The following is a 16356-nucleotide window of genomic DNA, read 5'->3' as shown; positions in this document are numbered from 1 at the left end:
GATGTTCCCCTTGAATGGGACCATGCAGGACCAGCACACCCCCGCGGCCGACACGGCCCCCAGCCTGGAAACCCTGCTCGTCGCCGTTGGGCGCGAGCGGGACAAACAGGCGTTCGGGGTGCTGTTCGGCCACTTCGCGCCGCGGCTGAAGACGTATCTGCGCCGGTTGGGATGCGATTCCGGCGCGGCGGAAGAGCTTGTTCAGGAGGTCATGCTGTTGGTCTGGCGTCGTGCCGAAACCTACGATCCGAGTCACGCCTCGGCCGGCACCTGGGTGTTCACCATCGCCCGCAACAAGCGAATCGATGTGCTGCGCCGCGAACAGCGGCCGGAGATCGATCCCGACGATCCCGCCCTGGTGCCCGAGCCGGATGAGGCCGCCGACCGCCGGATCGAGGCGAAGGAAAGCAACGGACGCCTGCGCGCCGCGCTGAAGGATCTGCCGCCGGAACAGGCCGAGCTTCTGCGCATGGCTTATTTCGAGGACAAGCCGCACAGCGTCATTTCCGCGGAGAACGGCATCCCGCTCGGCACCGTCAAATCGCGCCTGCGTCTGGCGATGGAACGCCTGCGCCGGTCGCTGAAGGATGTCGGATGAGGCATTTCCGATGAACCGGCCGAGCCACCACCCCGGCGACACGCTGCTGATCGACTATGCCGGCGGCGCCCTGTGCGAAGGCGCCTCGCTGGCCGTCGCCACCCACATGGCCTTCTGCCCGGCCTGCCGCCACGCGGTTGCGGAGATGGAGGCGATCGGCGGCGCCCTGCTGGACGATCTGGAGCCGGAACCGCTGTCCGACGGCTGCCTGGAAGCGCTGATGGCCCGCCTGGACCACGAGCGGCCGGCGCCCTGCCGCCCGGCGGTAAAGCCGTCGCCTGAAAAGTCGCGCTATCCGGAACCGTTGCGCAGCTATCTGCGCGGGCGGCTCGACCGCGACGGGCGGATCGGCGAGGGCGGTTGGCGCTTTCTTCAGCCGGGCATGCGCTGCATGGATTTGCTGTCGGGTCCGAACGGGACGACACGGCTGATCCGGATGAAGGGCGGGGTCGGCGTGCCGCAGCACACCCATGGCGGGATCGAGCTGACCGTGGTGCTGGAGGGCGGCTTCTCCGACGAGTTCGGTGCGTTTCTGCCCGGCGATCTCGCCATCGGCGACCCGTCGCTGGTCCACCGGCCGGTGTCGGACCCGGAAGGCTGCCTGTGCCTCGCCACCACCATCGGCGGGCTGAAGCTGACGGGGCCGTTGGGGCGGTGGTTCAACCGGTTCGTGAAGTTCTGAGGCGATGGGCGCCGGAGCGCCCATCGCACGCGTCTTACCGGCCCGTTCGACTTACTGGAAAGCGATCTTGGCGTTGTCGCCGGGATCGGGCGACTGGCCGGTCAGCTTCGCCTTCACATAGCCATAGGCGTAGACCATGGTGCTGGACGGGCTGTCCCAGTATTCGGCCTGATCGACCGACACCTTCAGCAGCGCCACCTCCGGATCGTCCGGACCTTGGGGGAACCAGGTGCTCATGATGTCGCGCCACAGGAAGCGGATCTTGTCGCGGTCGCGCACCACCTCGGCGACGCCGGAAACGGACACGTAATCCTGCTTGTCGGGGTTGGCGTAGGCGAGGTTGACGCGCCAGTGGCGGTCGATCTCGTCCACCTTTTCGGAATGGGCGCGGGTGAAGAACCACAAGGTGCCGTCTTCGAACCCCGCATGGGACAGCGTCGCCATCGGACGGGAGTTCATCCGGCCGTTGTCGTCCAGCGTCGTCATCATCGCGACCTGAACGCTCTTCATCATCTCCCAGAGCTTTTTGACTTCGCCCTGGTCGGGGTTATGGCCGGCGGTGGTGCTATGGACCATGGTCTGCCTCTCGTTCGGTAGCCCAACGGAGACTGAGGAACGCCTGCCGCGGTCAGAAAGTTCCGACCTGCTGATTCACTCCCCCGACAGACCAGGATCCTGTCCCGGCGTGGTAGTGGTCGATCCGGGTCAGCGACCAGGGGTCGATCCGCAACCGCAATGCCGCCTCCGGCGTGAGATCCAGCGCCAGAGCCAGCGCGCCCCGGATGCTGCCGGCGTGAATCACCGCAACCACATCGCGTCCGGCATGGAGGTCGGTCAGCCGCCGCAGGGCCGCCGCCGTGCGCTCCATCACCGTGGCGAAGCTCTCGCCGCCGGGCGGGGCGTGGCGGGCCGGATTGCGCCAGAAGCGCGCCGCCGCCTCGGCATCGCGCAGGGCCGCGGTGTCGTGGCTGATGCCTTCCCACTCGCCGAAATCCTGCTCGGCCAGCGCCGGCTCGACAACCGCGGTGTCGGCGAGGCGTGGGTTGCGGCTCCACAGCGCCTGGGCGGTCTGGCGGCTGCGGCGGAGCGGGCTGGTCAGCCACAGGCCGTCGGCGGGGAGGCTGGCCGCGAGCGCTGCCGCCGGGGCGCGGTTGCCGGTGTCGGCCTCGCGGTCGGTCGCCCCGCAGATCACGTTGTCCGGGTTGTGGACCGGCGCATGGCGGATCAGCCACCAGCGGGTGACGGTCAGGGGGGTGAGGCTCACCGCGCTCATGCAACTGCTCCCAAGAAGGCGGAGAGGGTCAGCAGCACCGCGGCCTCCGCCACCTGCTGGGCGGCGCCGAAGACGTCGCCGGTGTGCCCGCCGATCTGCCGCCGGCCCAGCATCGCCACCGCGATCACCGCCAGCAGCGAGGCCGCCAGCGCCGGCAGGGCCAAGCCGCCAAGGGCGACCGCGGCCAGCGCCGTGCCGGAGAGGAGCGCCAGCAGCACCGTCGCCATCGCCGGCCGGCCCTGTGCCGCCGCCAGCCCGTCACGCCGCGCCGGGGACAGGATGCGCGCCATCGCCGCCAGCCCGCAACGCGACAGGGCGCCGGCCGCCACCAACGCGGCGACCGCCGCCGGCACCGGCAGGGCGGCCAGTGCTGCGGCACGGATGCCGATGGAGAAGACCAGGGCCAGCACACCATAGCTGCCGACCCGGCTGTCGCGCATGATCTCCAGCTTGCGTGCCACGTCGCGCCCGCCGCCGAAGCCGTCGGCGACGTCGGCCGCACCATCCTCGTGCAGCCCGCCGGTCAGCCGCACCGTCGCCGCCAGCGCCAGCAGCGCACCGGCCAGAGGCGGCAGGTGCAGCGCAGCGGCAGCGGCGAACACCACTCCGCCGGCCAGCCCGACCAGCGCACCGACCAGCGGAAACCACCCCATCGCCCGCGCCGCCGCGCCCTCGGCCAGCGGGCCATTGAGCGGACCCAGGGGCGGGAAGGGCAGGCGGGTCAGGAACACCAGCGCCAGGGCGGCGTCCTGGGTCCAGCTTGGCGGAGGGGGAGGGGCGGTGGTCGCGTCAGGCATGATCGGCATCGACTACGCCCAACCGGCGTCCGGCGCAACCCTGCTCGGCGGGTGGTTCCGCACCGTTCGCACAGGTCCGATTCCTTGACCAAAACACTCGGTCCGCCTACTTTGTCCGTTTGAACTCCCCCTACCAGCATCGAGCACCCATGGCCCGTCTTCCGATCCTCGTCGCCCCGCATCCGATCCTGAAGCGCAAGGCGCAACCCGTCGCCGAAGTGGATGCGCGCGTCGTCAAGCTGATGGACGACATGGTGGAGACCATGTACGACGCCAACGGCATCGGTCTGGCCGCTCCGCAGGTCGGCGTGCTCGACCGCGTCATCGTCGTCGACGTCCACGAGAAGGGCGAGCCGGCGAACCCGATGCGCCTCGCCAACCCGGAAATCGTCTGGTCGTCCGACGAGAAGTCGGTGTGCGAGGAAGGCTGCCTGTCGGTGCCGGAGCAGTATGCCGAGGTCACCCGTCCCCAGCGCATCCGCGTCCGCTATCTGGACGAAAAGAACCAGCAGCAGGAGATGGAGGCCGACGGGATGCTCGCCACCTGCATCCAGCATGAGATCGACCATCTGAACGGCGTTCTGTTCGTCGATTACCTGTCGATGCTGAAGCGGAACATTCTGCTGAAGAAGGTCCAGAAGATGCAGAAGGCGACGGCCTGACCGGCCCAAAAACAGAACTGCGATTTGATCCGATGACCCCGCTCCGTCTCGTCTTCATGGGCACGCCGGATTTCGCCGTCCCCAGCCTTGCTGCGCTGATCGAGGCGGGGCATCAGGTCGTCTGCGCCTACAGCCAGCCGCCGCGCCCGGCCGGCCGCGGTCAGCAGGTGCAGAAGTCCCCCGTCCACCGCTTCGCCGAGGAGCACGGCATCCCCGTGCGCACGCCCAAGAGCCTGCGCAACGCCGAGGCCCAGGCGGAGTTCGCGGCCCTTGAGGCCGACGTCGCGGTGGTCGCCGCCTATGGCCTGATCCTGCCGCAGCCGATCCTCGACGCGCCGCGGCTGGGTTGCGTCAACGTGCATGGCTCTCTGCTGCCGCGCTGGCGCGGGGCGGCGCCGATTCAGCGCTCCATCCTGGCCGGCGATGCCGAGACCGGGATCACCATCATGCAGATGGACATCGGGCTCGACACCGGCGCCATGCTGTCGAAAGAGGCGGTGGCGATCACCCCCGCCACCACCGCCAGCAGCCTGCATGACGAACTGGCCGCCCTCGGCGCCCGCATGATCGTCCCGGCGCTGGACGGTCTGGCCGCCGGCACGCTGGCCGCCGTGCCGCAGCCGGAAGAGGGCGTCACCTACGCCGCCAAGCTGACGCGTGAGGATGGCCGGCTCGACTGGACCCAGCCCGCCGCTTATGTCGAGCGGCAGGTCCGGGCGCTGACGCCGTGGCCCGGCTGCTGGTTCGATGCTGCGAATGGCGAGCGCATCAAGGTGCTGGCGGCCGAACCCGCGACCGGCACCGGCACGCCCGGCACCTTGCTGGACGATCGGCTGACGGTCGCCTGCGCCGACGGGGCGGTGCGGCTGGTCAAGGTGCAGCGGCCGGGCAAGGCGCCGGTGGATGGCGCTGCCTTCCTGCGCGGCTTCGCGCTGGCGGTGGGGCAGCCGGTCTCCGCCGAAGCTGTTGCGGACTGACCGCCGTGCAGCGCTGGAAACTGACCGTCGAGTATGACGGCCGTCCCTTCGTCGGCTGGCAGCGCCAGGACAACGGCCCCTCCGTCCAGCAGAGCCTGGAGGAGGCGGTGCAGCGCCTGTCGAGCGAGGTGGTGCGGGTCCATGGCTCCGGCCGCACCGACGCCGGTGTGCACGCGCTGGGGCAGGTCTGCCATTTCGACCTGGAGAAGCCCTTCACCGGGCTGAAGCTGCGCGACGCCCTGAACTTCCACCTGAAGCCGGCCCCCATCGCGGTGCTGGAGGTGGAGGCGGTTGCTGACGACTTCCACGCCCGGCTGACTTCGACCGGCCGCGCCTATGTCTACCGCATCGTCAACCGCCGGGCGCCGCTGGCGCTCGACGCCGGCAGGGCGTGGCACGTCACCCGCCCGCTGGATGCGGAGGCGATGCACGCCGCGGCGCAGGTGCTGGTCGGTCAGCATGACTTCACCAGCTTCCGCGCCGCGCTGTGTCAGGCGAAGTCGCCGGTGAAGACGCTGGACCGGCTGGATGTGGAGCGTCAGGGCGAGGAAATCCGCATCCATGCCGCGGCACGTTCCTTCCTGCACCATCAGGTCCGCAACATGGTCGGCACGCTGGAACTGGTGGGCGCCGGCAAGTGGACCCCCGACGACGTGCGCCGCGCGCTGGAAGCCCGCGACCGCGCCAAGGCCGGGCCGACCTGCCCGTCGGACGGGCTCTATTTCATGGCGGCGCGTTACTAAAGACATAGCGAAGACGGCATAGTCACGCTGATTTGTGAGACTGCCGAACTTTCTGCAAAACTGTTCCCACTCAGCAGTGAATGTTGTATGTAGTCTTCTCAAGGCGCTTTGACCTTGAGGTGCGGTCACTTGCTTTCCTTTTCTGGCAACAATCGGAAGGCCGCTTTTGTGTTTCCGAAAACTTAGCATCTCTGATTGCATATGATTTGCCAAGGTTACGGTATCGGCAGGCGGATGTAGCGGGAAGGTCTGCGAGAATGTCATTTTGCAACCGCCGGATCGGAAATCTACACTCTTTGATTGTCAAATTGGAGGTTTGCAAGTCCAGATGTTCGAGGGGAGGCGCCATGCAAAGCGCTGGCGCCGCCGATGTCCGATCGCCGGTCGGGGTTGGATGATGCAACCGCCGCCAAGTGTGCGCCATCCTCGGCCGTCACCGCGATCCCGCCGATTGCGGACTTGGCTCATCCTGCTGGTCACCGCCGTGGCCGTGCCGCTCGTCCTTTTTTCCGGTTTCCTGCTTGTCCGGAACGTGAAAGCCCAAGCCAGGGAAACCGAGCGGCTGGTCCGTGACAGGGCGCACCTATTGGCCGAGGACGTGGACCGGGAAGTGGCGCGACTGATCGCTGCGGCCGAAGTCCTTGCCACGTCCGAGAGTCTGGTGGTGGGCGACCTTGCCACCTTCCACCGGCGCGCCGTCGAGGTGAGGGACCATCTCGGCACCAACGTGGTCCTGCGCGACTTGGCGAACCAGCAGATCGTCAACAGCCGGGTGCCCTGGGGAACGCCCCTGCCCGCGAACTCCGGCCTGGTCACCGACCAGCGGGCGATCGCGACGCGGAAACCGCAGGTGTCCGGCCTGGTCACGGGCGGTGTGACGCGGGCGCCGCATCTGATCGTCGTGGTGCCGGTGATCTGCGACGGGGATGTCCGCTTTCTGTTGAGCCTGACCATTACCCAGGAACGGCTCCAGACCATTGTCTCTCCCGAGCGTCTTCCCCGCGGCTGGCGGGCTGGGGTGATCGACGAGGACGGGACCGTCATCGCCCGCTCGCATCAGGCCGAACAGTTCGTCGGCCAGTCGCTGCCGACGGATATGTGGGCCGGGATGCGCGACGCGCCCGAGGGTGTCCATCGCGCGATCAATCTGGAGGGAGTGTCCGCCTTTCAGGCCTACAGCCGCTCCGGGACAACTGGATGGGTGGTCGCCGCCAGCGTTCCCCAGTCCCTGATGGCGGTGCCCGCGCGTGAGACGCTGCTGCTGTTCGTGGGGGGAGGGCTCGTCCTCGTCCTGATCGGCATCGCCGCCGCCATGGGTTTGGGGCGTCGCCTGATGCGCCCGGTTGTGCAACTGGCTGAGGCTGCCGAAGCCTTGGGGGCGGGGCGTCTGCCGTCTGCCGACGCCGGAGGCGTTCTGGAGATCGACGCAGTCGGCAAGGCGATCCGGAATGCGGCGATCCTGATCCAGCAGCGTGAAGCGGATTTGGCCGAAAGCGAGGCCCGGAATCGCGCCATGGTCCAAACCGCGGCGGACGCCATGGTGGTCATCGACGACGCCGGCATCATCCAGTCGCTCAACCCGGCGGCGGAGCGCATCTTCGGCTATCGGGCGGAGGAGGCAAGCGGGCATACCGTCAGACTTCTGATGCCGGAACCGTGCCGCTCCGCCGACGATGTCGACGTCGTGACCTGCCTGTCCATGGGTGACCGGCGGGGCAATGGCGCCGGCCGCGACCTGATGGGGCGGCGCAAGGACGGCATGATATTCCCGATCGAACTGGCCATCGCCGAATGGACCTCCGGCAAGCGGCGCTATTTCAACGGAATCATCCGCGACATCACCGAACGCAAGTCTGCCGAGGATGCCCTGCGCGCGTCGAAGGCCGAAGCAGACCGCGCCAATATCGCCAAGTCGAAATTCCTCGCCGCCGCCAGCCATGATCTGCGCCAGCCGGTCCAGGCCATGATGCTGTTCCAAAGCGCCCTGGAGGAGCGGCTCGACGGACATCCGGCCTTCCCTCTGCTGAAGTCGCTGGGCGAAGCGATGGGAGGCTTGCGAATGCTGCTAGACAGCCTGCTCGACGTGTCCAAGCTCGATGCCGGACTGATCGTCCCGACCCCGGTGGATATGCCGGTGGGGCCGCTCCTGGAGCGGCTTGGCGCCGAATATCACGCCCAGGCCGCGGCCAAGGAACTGCGCCTGCGGGTCGTCCCCAGCGGCGCGACCATCCGCAGCGACCCGGCATTGCTGGAGCGCATCCTGCGCAACCTCATCGAGAACGCATTGCGCTATACGGAACGGGGCGGTGTTCTGATCGGATGTCGGCGGCAGGGCGGTAACCTGCATATCGACGTGATCGATACCGGCATCGGCATCCAACCCAACAAGCACGAGGAGATCTTCGAGGAGTTCTTCCAGGTCGGCAATCCGGAGCGCGACCGCAGCAAGGGCCTGGGGCTGGGATTGGCGGTGGTGCGACGCCTCGCCCGGCTGCTCGGTCACCGGATCGAACTCCGCTCGTTGCCGGGGCGCGGCTCGATGTTCCGCGTCGAGGTGCCGGTGGTGGCCCTGCGTTCGTCCGGCTCCAGCAAGCCGAACAATGTGCACCCCGTGAATGGGCATCCCGTGAATGGGCATCCCAGCCTGATCCTGGTGATCGATGACGAGCCTTTGGTGCGCACTGGACTGCAGGCGATGCTGGAGAGCTGGGGCTATCAGGTGCTGACCGCCGGTTCCATCCAGGATGCCGTCCTACTTGTCGATAGCGGCAAATGGCCGGACGCCATCCTCGCCGATTACCGGCTGCGGGGCGGCGAGACCGGCCTGAATGCGATCAAGGCGGTGTGCGAACGCCTGAATGTGCCGGTGCCCGCAACTGTCATTACCGGCGATACCGCGCCTGAACGCCTGGTCGAGGTGCGGGCCGGCGGGCATGCGCTGCTCCACAAACCGGTCGCGGCCACCGATCTGCGGAACGCCGTCGTGGAGATGTTGTCCGTCGTGGAGTGACGCCGCTCTGTGCACCGATGGGGGTCATGGGGCCCTCGGCTGCTGCGGCTGACAGCCGGTGCGCCCCGCCAGCCGCTCTTTCTCCGCGGTGAACACCGTCACCAGATGCTCGATCACCGCCCGCACCCGCGGCACCTCGCGGCGGTCGCGGTGGACCAGCAGCCACGCCTCGCGGGTTAATGGAGGGCCGGACTGCGGGCGGCGCTCCAGCCCCGGCACGCCGTCCGCCAGCATGCAGGGCAGGAAGGCGATGCCGAAGCCGGCGACCGTCGCCGCAAGTTGCCCCTGTACGCTGTTGGTGCGAAAGGCGATGCGCCGGCCGCCGCCATGGCGGTCCAGCCACAGCGCCTCCGGCAGTTCGGCCATCGACTCGTCATAGGCGATCAGCGTGTCGGGCGCGCCCGGCGCGGCATAGAGCCCATAGCCCAGCGTCGCCAGCCGCCGCCCGACCAGATCGCCACGCTGCGGCCGGGCCAGCCGGATGGCCAGATCGGCCTCCCGCCGGGCGAGGCTGAGGGTGCGGTTGTCGACGATGATCTCCAGGTTCAGCGCCGGGTTTGCCGCACGCAACGGCCCCAGGCGGGGGATCAGGAAGACGTCGGCCAGCGCCTGGGTCATCGTCAGCCGTACGGTGCCGCTGAGGCCGGCGTCGTCGCCCTCGCGGCGGCGGATCGCCTGCGCCCGCTCGTCCATCGCCTCGGCCAGGGCGCGGACGCTCTCGCCCTCCGCCGTCAGGACATAGCCGTCGGGGCGGCGCTCCATCAGGCTGCGGCCGAGCGTCGCTTCCAACGCAGCCAGCCGGCGCCCGACCGTGGCGTGGCTCAGTCGCAGGCTGCGCGCCGCCGCCGACAGGCTGCCGGCGCGGGCCAGTTCCAGGAAGACGCGCAGATCGTCCCAATCGAGCGGGCCTGTGAATTTTTGAACAGTCATCGTGCAAGGATAGCGGATGGCTGCGCATCGGTGAACGGGGCAGCATGGTCTCCATCAACGCTCAAAACGATTGCGGAGCATTTCCCGATGACGACCCTTCCCGCCCGGACCCTGCGCCAGATCGTCGGCGCGCCGACCGCCCCCGCTCCCTTGGACAAGGCGGTGCTGGTGCTGATCGACCTTCAGCGCGAATACACCGACGGCGCCCTGCGGCTGTCGGGCGTCGATGCGGCGGTGGAGCAGGCGGCGGCGCTGCTGGCCCTTGCCCGCGCCAATGGCGTGCCGGTGATCCACATCGTCCATCACACCGCTGCGGGCGCGCCGGTGTTCGACCCGACCGGGCCGATGGCGGAGATCGTTCCGGCGGTCGCCCCGCGCGATGGCGAGCCGGTGGTTGTCAAGAAGCTCGCCAACGCCTTCGCCGGGACGGACCTGCAGACGGTGGCGCGCGATACCGGGCGGACGGAGATGATCGTCGCCGGTTTCATGACCCACAACTGCGTCAGCAGCACCGCGCGGTCGGCGGTGGATCATGGCTGGCGGGTGACGGTCGTGGCGTCGGCCACCGCCACCCGCGACCTGCCGGACGGCAAGGGCGGGGTGGTGCCGGCGGCCGACATCCAGCGCGGCGTGCTGACCGGCCTGTCCGACAGCCTCGCCACCGTGGTCGAGGATGCGCGGGCCTGGGGGTGAGCGGGAGAAGGGGGCGCGGTCGGCGCCCCCGCCGCATTCTTACTTCTTGTCGGCCTTCCAGTAGTAGTTGGTGTCGAAGCTCGGCCCCCAGACGAGGCCGGTGACGTTCTTGCGCTCCGCCACCATCTCGGTCTGCTGGAACATGATGACGAAGGGCGAGTCGGCCAGGACCGAGCGCTGAAGCTCCTCGTACATCTTGGCGCGCTTGGCGCTGTCGCGTTCCTCGACCGCGGCGGCGGTCTTCTTGGTCAGCTCCGGAATGTCCCAGGCGTTGCGCCACGCCAGCGGCTTGGCCTTGGCGTCGTCGCTGTTGTCGGGGTTGGAGGCGAAGGTGTCGGCGTTGGAGTTCGGATCCTGGTAATCCGCGCCCCACTGCTGGATCATCAGTTCATGGTTGCGGGCGCGGAACTTGGTCAGCACCTGCTTGCCGTCGCCGGGAATGATCTCGATCTTCACGCCGGCCTTGGCGGCGCTGGCCTGGATCGCCTGGGCCATGTCCTGGGTCGGGTTGGTGTTGCGCACGTCCATGCTGACGGTGAAGCCGTCGGGATAGCCGGCCTTCGCCAGCAGTTCCTTCGCCTTGGCCGGATCGTACTTGTAGGGGTTGTCGTTGACGGCGCCCAGGAAGCCCTTGGGCAGGAAGGCCTGATGGACGGCGCCGATGCCGTTCATGATGGAGCCGGCCATGCCGTCGTAATCGACCAGATACTTGAAGGCCTCGCGCACCTCGGGCTTGGCCAGGGCGGGGACCTTCTGGTTCAGGCTGAGATACCACAGCGTGCCCTTCGGCGCCTGGACCAGACGGATGGCGTCGCTGGACTTCAGCGGCTCGAACTGCTCCGGCTTCAGGTTGCGCGCGACATCGACGTCGCCCTTCTCCAGCAACAGGCGCTGGGTCGCCGGTTCCGCGATGTGGCGGATCAGCACGCGCTTCAGCTTCGGCGCGCCGCGCCAGTATTTCGTGTTGGCGTCGAAGGTCAGCAGTTCGCTCGGCTTCCACTGCTTCAGGATGAAGGGACCGGAGCCGGCGGAGTTGGTCTTCAGCCAGCCGGCGCCGAAATCGCCGTCCTTCTCCTTGCTCTTCACCAGCTTGGAATCGATGACCGACGCGACGTCGGCGGTCAGGCAGTAGAGCACGAAGGTGGGGGCGTAGGCCTTGTCGGTGGTGAAGACCAGCGTCTTCGGATCGGTGGCGCGCACCATCTGGTCGACATTGTCCGGGGTCAGGCCGAACTGGGTCAGGATGAAGGCCGGACCCTTGTTCATCTTCACCGCGCGGGCGAAGGACCATGCCACGTCGTTGGCGGTCAGCGGGTTGCCGGAATGGAAATTGATGCCGTCGCGGATCTTGAAGGTGAAGGTCTTGCCGTCCGGCGACACGGTCCAGCTTTCGGCGACCTCGCCCTCGATCTTGCTGACGTCGTTGACGTCGAAATGGATCAGGCGGTCATAGACCTGGGCGCTGTATTCCGCGCCCGACAGCTCGAAGATCTCACCGGGATCGAGGCTGACGATGTCGTCGAACTGCCACGCCATCACCAGCGAGTCCTTGGGCGTGGCGGCGATGGCCGGGCCGGCGAGGCTGACGAGGGCGAGAGCGGCGGCGCCGAGAACGGTCTGGGCAATAAGGCCGCGCTTGAAGCTGGTCATCCGTGAAGTCTCCCTGGAGGCCCGTTCGGGCACTGTTGAGAATTAAATCTTCCCGCTGCCTTCCCTGGTATGTCAACCCGGCAGGTTGGCTGGTTCCGCCCTGGCTGCTTCCGGGCCGCCCTTTCCATCGGGGACGGGTTGCAATTCGTGGGGAAAGCGCCTAGCTCCTATCGCCCCCCGGCACCATTCTTGTATTCGCGGACATTCGGCAGAAGGAAACCACCGTCATGGGCTATACCGTCGCGGTCATCGGCGCCACCGGCAATGTCGGGCGCGAGATCCTGCAAACGCTGGCCGAGCGGAAGTTCCCGGCCGACAAGGTCATCGCGCTCGCCTCCGAAAAGTCGATCGGCCAGGAGGTGTCCTATGGCGAGGACGACATCCTCAAGGTCCAGGATCTCAACAAGTTCGACTTCCATGGCGTGGACATCGTGCTGTCGTCGCCCGGCGCCAAGGTCTCGGCCGTCCATGTGCCGCGCGCTGCCGCCGCCGGTGCCATGGTGATCGACAACACCTCGCACTTCCGCATGGACCCCGACGTGCCGCTGGTGGTGCCGGAGGTGAACCCGGAGGCGCTGGTCGGCTATCGCAAGCGCGGCATCATCGCCAACCCCAACTGCTCCACCATCCAGATGGCGGTGGCGCTGAAGCCGCTGCACGACCGCTACAAGATCCGCCGCGTCGTGGTGTCGACCTACCAGTCGGTGTCGGGCGCCGGCAAGGAGGCGATGGACGAGCTGTTCACCCAGACCCGCGCCATCTTCGTCAACGACCCCATCACCAAGAGCGTCTTCCCCAAGCAGATCGCCTTCAACGTCATCCCCCAGATCGACGCCTTCATGGAGGATGGCTCCACCAAGGAAGAGTGGAAGATGATGGTGGAGACCAAGAAGATCCTCGATCCCAAGATCAAGGTCGCCGCCACCTGCGTCCGCGTGCCGACCTTCATCGGCCATGCCTTGTCGATCAACATCGAGACGGAGGAGCCGATCAGCGCGGAGGAGGCCCGCGTCGTGCTGCGCGCCGCTCCCGGCGTGTCGGTGGTCGACCAGCAGACCAGTGACGGCTATGTCACGCCGGTCGAGGTCGCCGGCGACAACCCGGTGTTCGTCAGCCGCATCCGCGACGACTTTACGGTGGAGAACGGCCTGTCCTTCTGGTGCGTCGCCGACAACCTGCGCAAGGGCGCGGCGCTGAACGCCGTGCAGATCGCCGAGCTGCTGGTGCGGGATTACATGGTGGAGTGAGGGGGCGGGTGGGGGCAGGTCGCGGACGCTTCCCACCCTCCCAAATTGTCGGTAGGCTGAACCATCCCACCTGACCGGGCGGTTCCGTGCCTCGCATCCTGCCGCTGTTGTGCCTCGTCCTGCTGCTGCTCACCGGGTGCGGCGTCGATGCCGACCAGGACGCGCTGTGCCGGAAGCTGATCCCGGCCTTCGACGACGGACCCGTCACCGACCTGTCCACCCGTTCTTATACCGAGGACAAGCGGGTGCTGCGCGTCGATTACCGCAGCGGCGGGCAGGCGCACTGGATCGCCTGCCGCTTCGCCGGCACCTCGATGGAGGAGGGGCGGCGCACCCTGGCGGCGGTAGCCACCGACCGCAACGGCTGGCTGACCGGCATCCGATTCGCCATGCTGCAGCAATGGCTGCGCATCAGGCCGCCGCGCGATGCCGTTGGCGTGGTGGTGGAGGTTCCGCGGGCGCAGCCGACGCGTTGGACGCCCATCCTGTTCCTGGCCCAGCAAATCATCAACGCCGCCACGGTGGCCTGCGTCTATGGGCTGCTGGCGCTGGGCTACACGCTGGTCTACGCCATCCTCGGCCAGATCAATCTGGCGATGGGGGAACTGACGATGCTCGGCGCCATGCTGACGGCGATGGCGGCGGCCGGGCTGGGCATGGCCGGCTGGGCGACATGGCCGCCGGCCCTGCTGGGCGTGCTGGTGCTGGTGATGGGCTTCACCGCAGTGCAGGGCTGGACGATGGACCGGCTGGTCTTCCGCCGCCTGCGCGGGGTGCGCAGCCACACGCCGCTGATCGTCGCGGTCGGGCTGTCCATCGCCTATCAGGAGGGGGTGCGGCTGCTGCACGGCGCGCGCGACTGGTGGCCGGCGCCGGTGCTGACCGAGCGTTTCGACCTGCTGAGTGACGGCGCCTTCACCGTCACCGCGCTGACGGCGCAGCTGGCGATCCTGGCGCTGACCGGCGGGCTCTATGCGGCCCTGTGGGGGATCATGCAGCGCACCGCCTTCGGCCGGGCGCACCGCGCCTGCACCGACGACATTGCGGCGGCGGAGCTGGTGGGGGTGGACGTCAACCGGACGATTGCGGCGACCTTCGCCATCGGCGGCGGGCTGGCGGCAGCGGCGGGGGCGGTGATCGCGCTGTATTATGGCGGGGTGAACTTCTTCACCGGCTACCTGATCGGCTTCAAGGCGCTGGCCGCGGCGGTGGTCGGCGGCATCGGCTCGGTGCCGGGGGCGATGCTGGGCGGCGCCCTGCTGGGGCTGGTGGAGACCTTCTGGTCGGCCTATTTCGCGCTCGCCTACAAGGACATCGTGGCGTTCGGGCTGCTGACGCTGTTCCTGATCTACCGGCCGCAGGGATTGATGGGGCAGGCGCGGGGCAGGGGCGATTAGGCGGGAGGTGCCGGCCGGGGCGTTGAGTCGCCAGCCGGCACCGTGACCGTCCTTACCCCACCTTCACCAGCGCATGCCGCTTCTTGCCGGCGCTGAGCTTGACCACGTTGTCGGCGTTCAGGTCCGCCGCCGTCGCCTTCGCCGCCTCGTCGGCGATCGGCCCGTCGTTCAGCTTGGCCCCACCGCCCTTGATGAGGCGGCGCGCCTCGCCCTTCGACGCCGCCAGACCGGCGGACACCAGCAGGTCAACCACCGGCAGCCCGGCTTCCAGATCGGCGCGGGAGACCTCGATGCTGGGCAGCCCCTCGGCGGCGGCTCCTTCCTCGAAGGCGCGACGCGCGGTCTCGGCGGCCTCCAGCGCAGCCTCTTCGCCATGGGCGAGCTTGGTCACCTCGTTGGCGAGGATCTTCTTGGCCTCGTTGATCTCGGCGCCCTGCAGGCTTTCCAACCGGGCGACCTCGTCCAGCGGCAGTTCGGTGTAGAGGCGCAGGAAGCGGCCGACGTCGGCATCCTCGGTGTTGCGCCAGTACTGCCAGAAATCATAGCTGCCGAGCTTGTCGGCGGTCAGCCACACCGCGCCGGCGGCCGTCTTGCCCATCTTGGCGCCGGAGGACGTGGTCAGCAGCGGCGTGGTCAGGCCGAACAGCTCCGCCCCGTCGGTGCGGCGGCCGAGTTCGACGCCGTTGACGATGTTGCCCCACTGGTCCGACCCGCCCATCTGCAGCGTGCAGCCATAGCGCCGCTTCAGTTCCACGAAGTCGTAAGCCTGGAGGATCATGTAGTTGAATTCGAGGAATGTCAGCGGCTGCTCGCGGTCCAGCCGCAGCTTGACCGACTCGAAGCTCATCATCCGGTTGATGGTGAAATGCCGGCCGATGTCGCGCAGCAGCGGGATGTATTTCAGCTCGTCCAGCCAGTCGGCGTTGTTCGCCATCACCGCGTCGGTCGGGCCATTCCCGAAGGTCAGGTAACGGCCGAAGATGCGCTTGATGCCCGCCATGTTGTTGCCGATGACCTCGTCGGTCAGCAACTGGCGCGCCTCGTCCTTGCCCGACGGATCGCCGATCTTGGTGGTGCCGCCGCCCATCAGGACGATCGGCTTGTGGCCGGTCTTCTGCAGCCAGCGCAGCATCATGATCGGCAGCAGGCTGCCGACATGCAAGCTGTCGGCGGTGCAGTCGAAGCCGATATAGGCGACGATCGGCCCCTTCTGCGCCCGCTCGTCCAGCGTGGCGAGGTCGGTGCACTGGTGGATGAACCCGCGCTCCTGAAGGGTGCGCAGGAACTCCGAAGAGGGAGCCGAGGGGGTGGTCGTCGTCATGGCCGCAATCCGGCTGTCGTTGAAATGAAGGGCGGGCCCGCCGGCCGGGGAGGTCGGAGAATTCCCGCGGTCTGTTACCACGGAACGGCCCCTGCCTCAATGCGGCGGCCGGATCGCCGCCGGATGGCCGTGCGGGAACCGCTCCACCCGCCGGCCTGTTCTCCGGCACAAGCATCGCTGCGCTGCCGCAAGTCAAATCCCACAAGTTATGCCGGGGAATTCCCGCAATTCTTTCCTTGTCGCAATTGACATTGATTCGCAAAATAGATGTCCCGCCCTGACTGTATTTTGTGCAGCCCGCGTCCGACCCAAATGATAGTGACTATCAACTACACTTCTATTTCTGACGGAGATTTTTATTGTGCGAGTCCTTCGT

15 protein-coding genes are annotated in these 16356 nt (G+C 67.8%); 9 read left to right on the top strand and 6 right to left on the bottom strand.

The window, feature by feature from the left end:
- Positions 1–22: 22 nt before the first annotated feature.
- Both M5E06_RS09935 and M5E06_RS09930 read left to right on the top strand, forming a co-directional pair.
- Positions 23–598, top strand: coding sequence for a sigma-70 family RNA polymerase sigma factor (locus M5E06_RS09935; protein ID WP_252138024.1), 576 nt, complete (start codon positions 23–25; stop codon positions 596–598).
- A gap of 10 nt (positions 599–608) precedes the next feature.
- On the top strand, positions 609–1280 hold the full coding sequence (locus tag M5E06_RS09930) for a ChrR family anti-sigma-E factor (RefSeq protein WP_252138023.1): 672 nt from the start codon (positions 609–611) through the stop codon (positions 1278–1280).
- A gap of 51 nt (positions 1281–1331) precedes the next feature.
- Here M5E06_RS09930 and M5E06_RS09925 read toward each other — a convergent pair whose 3' ends face one another.
- The 3 genes from M5E06_RS09925 to cobS are packed head-to-tail and all read right to left on the bottom strand — an operon-like array spanning position 1332 to position 3350.
- On the bottom strand, positions 1332–1856 hold the full coding sequence (locus tag M5E06_RS09925; protein ID WP_109154446.1) for a pyridoxamine 5'-phosphate oxidase family protein: 525 nt from the start codon (positions 1854–1856) through the stop codon (positions 1332–1334).
- A gap of 52 nt (positions 1857–1908) precedes the next feature.
- Entirely contained in the window at positions 1909–2553 is a 645-nt protein-coding gene (locus M5E06_RS09920) for a histidine phosphatase family protein (protein ID WP_252138022.1), read from the bottom strand.
- Positions 2550–3350, bottom strand: coding sequence for an adenosylcobinamide-GDP ribazoletransferase (gene cobS, locus M5E06_RS09915; RefSeq protein ID WP_252138021.1), 801 nt, complete (start codon positions 3348–3350; stop codon positions 2550–2552). Before cobS ends, M5E06_RS09920 begins: the two co-directional genes overlap by 4 nt.
- A 149-nt stretch (positions 3351–3499) precedes the next feature.
- Here cobS and def point away from each other — a divergent pair, with 149 nt between their 5' ends.
- The 4 genes from def to M5E06_RS09895 all read left to right on the top strand — a co-directional run bounded on the left by def (position 3500) and on the right by M5E06_RS09895 (position 8742).
- On the top strand, positions 3500–4012 hold the full coding sequence (def, locus tag M5E06_RS09910; RefSeq protein WP_109150857.1) for a peptide deformylase: 513 nt from the start codon (positions 3500–3502) through the stop codon (positions 4010–4012).
- Between the two features lie 32 nt (positions 4013–4044).
- The gene (gene fmt, locus M5E06_RS09905) at positions 4045–4989 is read left to right on the top strand and encodes a methionyl-tRNA formyltransferase (protein ID WP_252138020.1); all 945 of its coding nucleotides are present in this window, start codon (positions 4045–4047) and stop codon (positions 4987–4989) included.
- A 5-nt stretch (positions 4990–4994) separates the two neighbouring features.
- Positions 4995–5732, top strand: coding sequence for a tRNA pseudouridine(38-40) synthase TruA (truA, locus tag M5E06_RS09900; protein WP_252138019.1), 738 nt, complete (start codon positions 4995–4997; stop codon positions 5730–5732).
- A 451-nt stretch (positions 5733–6183) separates the two neighbouring features.
- Positions 6184–8742 carry a hybrid sensor histidine kinase/response regulator gene (locus M5E06_RS09895; protein ID WP_252138018.1) on the top strand — a complete coding sequence of 853 codons (2559 nt, stop codon included), beginning with the start codon at positions 6184–6186 and terminating at the stop codon, positions 8740–8742.
- A gap of 24 nt (positions 8743–8766) precedes the next feature.
- On the opposite strand, the gene M5E06_RS09890 is transcribed toward M5E06_RS09895, so the two are convergent.
- Positions 8767–9672 (bottom strand): LysR family transcriptional regulator, encoded by a 906-nt coding sequence (locus M5E06_RS09890; protein ID WP_252138017.1) that lies wholly within the window; start codon positions 9670–9672, stop codon positions 8767–8769.
- 87 nt (positions 9673–9759) lie between these two features.
- Between M5E06_RS09890 and M5E06_RS09885 the strand changes: the two genes are divergently transcribed.
- A complete protein-coding gene (locus tag M5E06_RS09885; RefSeq protein ID WP_252138016.1) occupies positions 9760–10365 on the top strand; it encodes a cysteine hydrolase family protein in 606 nt (201 codons plus the stop codon).
- A gap of 39 nt (positions 10366–10404) precedes the next feature.
- Here the strand turns inward: M5E06_RS09885 and M5E06_RS09880 are convergent, their stop codons facing one another.
- The gene (locus M5E06_RS09880; protein WP_109150863.1) at positions 10405–12015 is read right to left on the bottom strand and encodes an ABC transporter substrate-binding protein; all 1611 of its coding nucleotides are present in this window, start codon (positions 12013–12015) and stop codon (positions 10405–10407) included.
- A 227-nt stretch (positions 12016–12242) separates the two neighbouring features.
- On the opposite strand from M5E06_RS09880, the gene M5E06_RS09875 reads away from it, so the two are divergent.
- A complete protein-coding gene (locus M5E06_RS09875) occupies positions 12243–13262 on the top strand; it encodes an aspartate-semialdehyde dehydrogenase (protein ID WP_109150864.1) in 1020 nt (339 codons plus the stop codon).
- Positions 13263–13348: 86 nt separating this feature from the next.
- Complete coding sequence (locus tag M5E06_RS09870) at positions 13349–14659, top strand: branched-chain amino acid ABC transporter permease (RefSeq protein ID WP_252138015.1); 1311 nt, start codon at positions 13349–13351, stop codon at positions 14657–14659.
- A 52-nt stretch (positions 14660–14711) separates the two neighbouring features.
- Here M5E06_RS09870 and tyrS read toward each other — a convergent pair whose 3' ends face one another.
- The gene (gene tyrS, locus M5E06_RS09865) at positions 14712–15980 is read right to left on the bottom strand and encodes a tyrosine--tRNA ligase (RefSeq protein ID WP_252138014.1); all 1269 of its coding nucleotides are present in this window, start codon (positions 15978–15980) and stop codon (positions 14712–14714) included.
- Positions 15981–16356: the final 376 nt, after the last annotated feature.

The organism is Azospirillum sp. A1-3 (assembly GCF_023806445.1).
Classification (GTDB): domain Bacteria; phylum Pseudomonadota; class Alphaproteobacteria; order Azospirillales; family Azospirillaceae; genus Azospirillum.
Note: the sequence above shows the minus strand (reverse complement) of the source record. Positions and strands in the feature narration are given on the sequence as shown.

Excerpts from the sequence above, each read along its gene's own strand:
- M5E06_RS09935 (WP_252138024.1), top strand. The coding sequence starts at position 23 with ATGCAGGACCAGCACACCCCCGCGGCCGACACGGCCCCCAGCCTGGAA.
- M5E06_RS09930 (WP_252138023.1), top strand. The coding sequence starts at position 609 with ATGAACCGGCCGAGCCACCACCCCGGCGACACGCTGCTGATCGACTAT.
- M5E06_RS09925 (WP_109154446.1), bottom strand. The coding sequence starts at position 1,856 with ATGGTCCATAGCACCACCGCCGGCCATAACCCCGACCAGGGCGAAGTC.
- M5E06_RS09920 (WP_252138022.1), bottom strand. The coding sequence starts at position 2,553 with ATGAGCGCGGTGAGCCTCACCCCCCTGACCGTCACCCGCTGGTGGCTG.
- cobS (WP_252138021.1), bottom strand. The coding sequence starts at position 3,350 with ATGCCTGACGCGACCACCGCCCCTCCCCCTCCGCCAAGCTGGACCCAG.
- def (WP_109150857.1), top strand. The coding sequence starts at position 3,500 with ATGGCCCGTCTTCCGATCCTCGTCGCCCCGCATCCGATCCTGAAGCGC.
- fmt (WP_252138020.1), top strand. The coding sequence starts at position 4,045 with ATGACCCCGCTCCGTCTCGTCTTCATGGGCACGCCGGATTTCGCCGTC.
- M5E06_RS09890 (WP_252138017.1), bottom strand. The coding sequence starts at position 9,672 with ATGACTGTTCAAAAATTCACAGGCCCGCTCGATTGGGACGATCTGCGC.
- M5E06_RS09885 (WP_252138016.1), top strand. The coding sequence starts at position 9,760 with ATGACGACCCTTCCCGCCCGGACCCTGCGCCAGATCGTCGGCGCGCCG.
- M5E06_RS09880 (WP_109150863.1), bottom strand. The coding sequence starts at position 12,015 with ATGACCAGCTTCAAGCGCGGCCTTATTGCCCAGACCGTTCTCGGCGCC.
- M5E06_RS09875 (WP_109150864.1), top strand. The coding sequence starts at position 12,243 with ATGGGCTATACCGTCGCGGTCATCGGCGCCACCGGCAATGTCGGGCGC.
- tyrS (WP_252138014.1), bottom strand. The coding sequence starts at position 15,980 with ATGACGACGACCACCCCCTCGGCTCCCTCTTCGGAGTTCCTGCGCACC.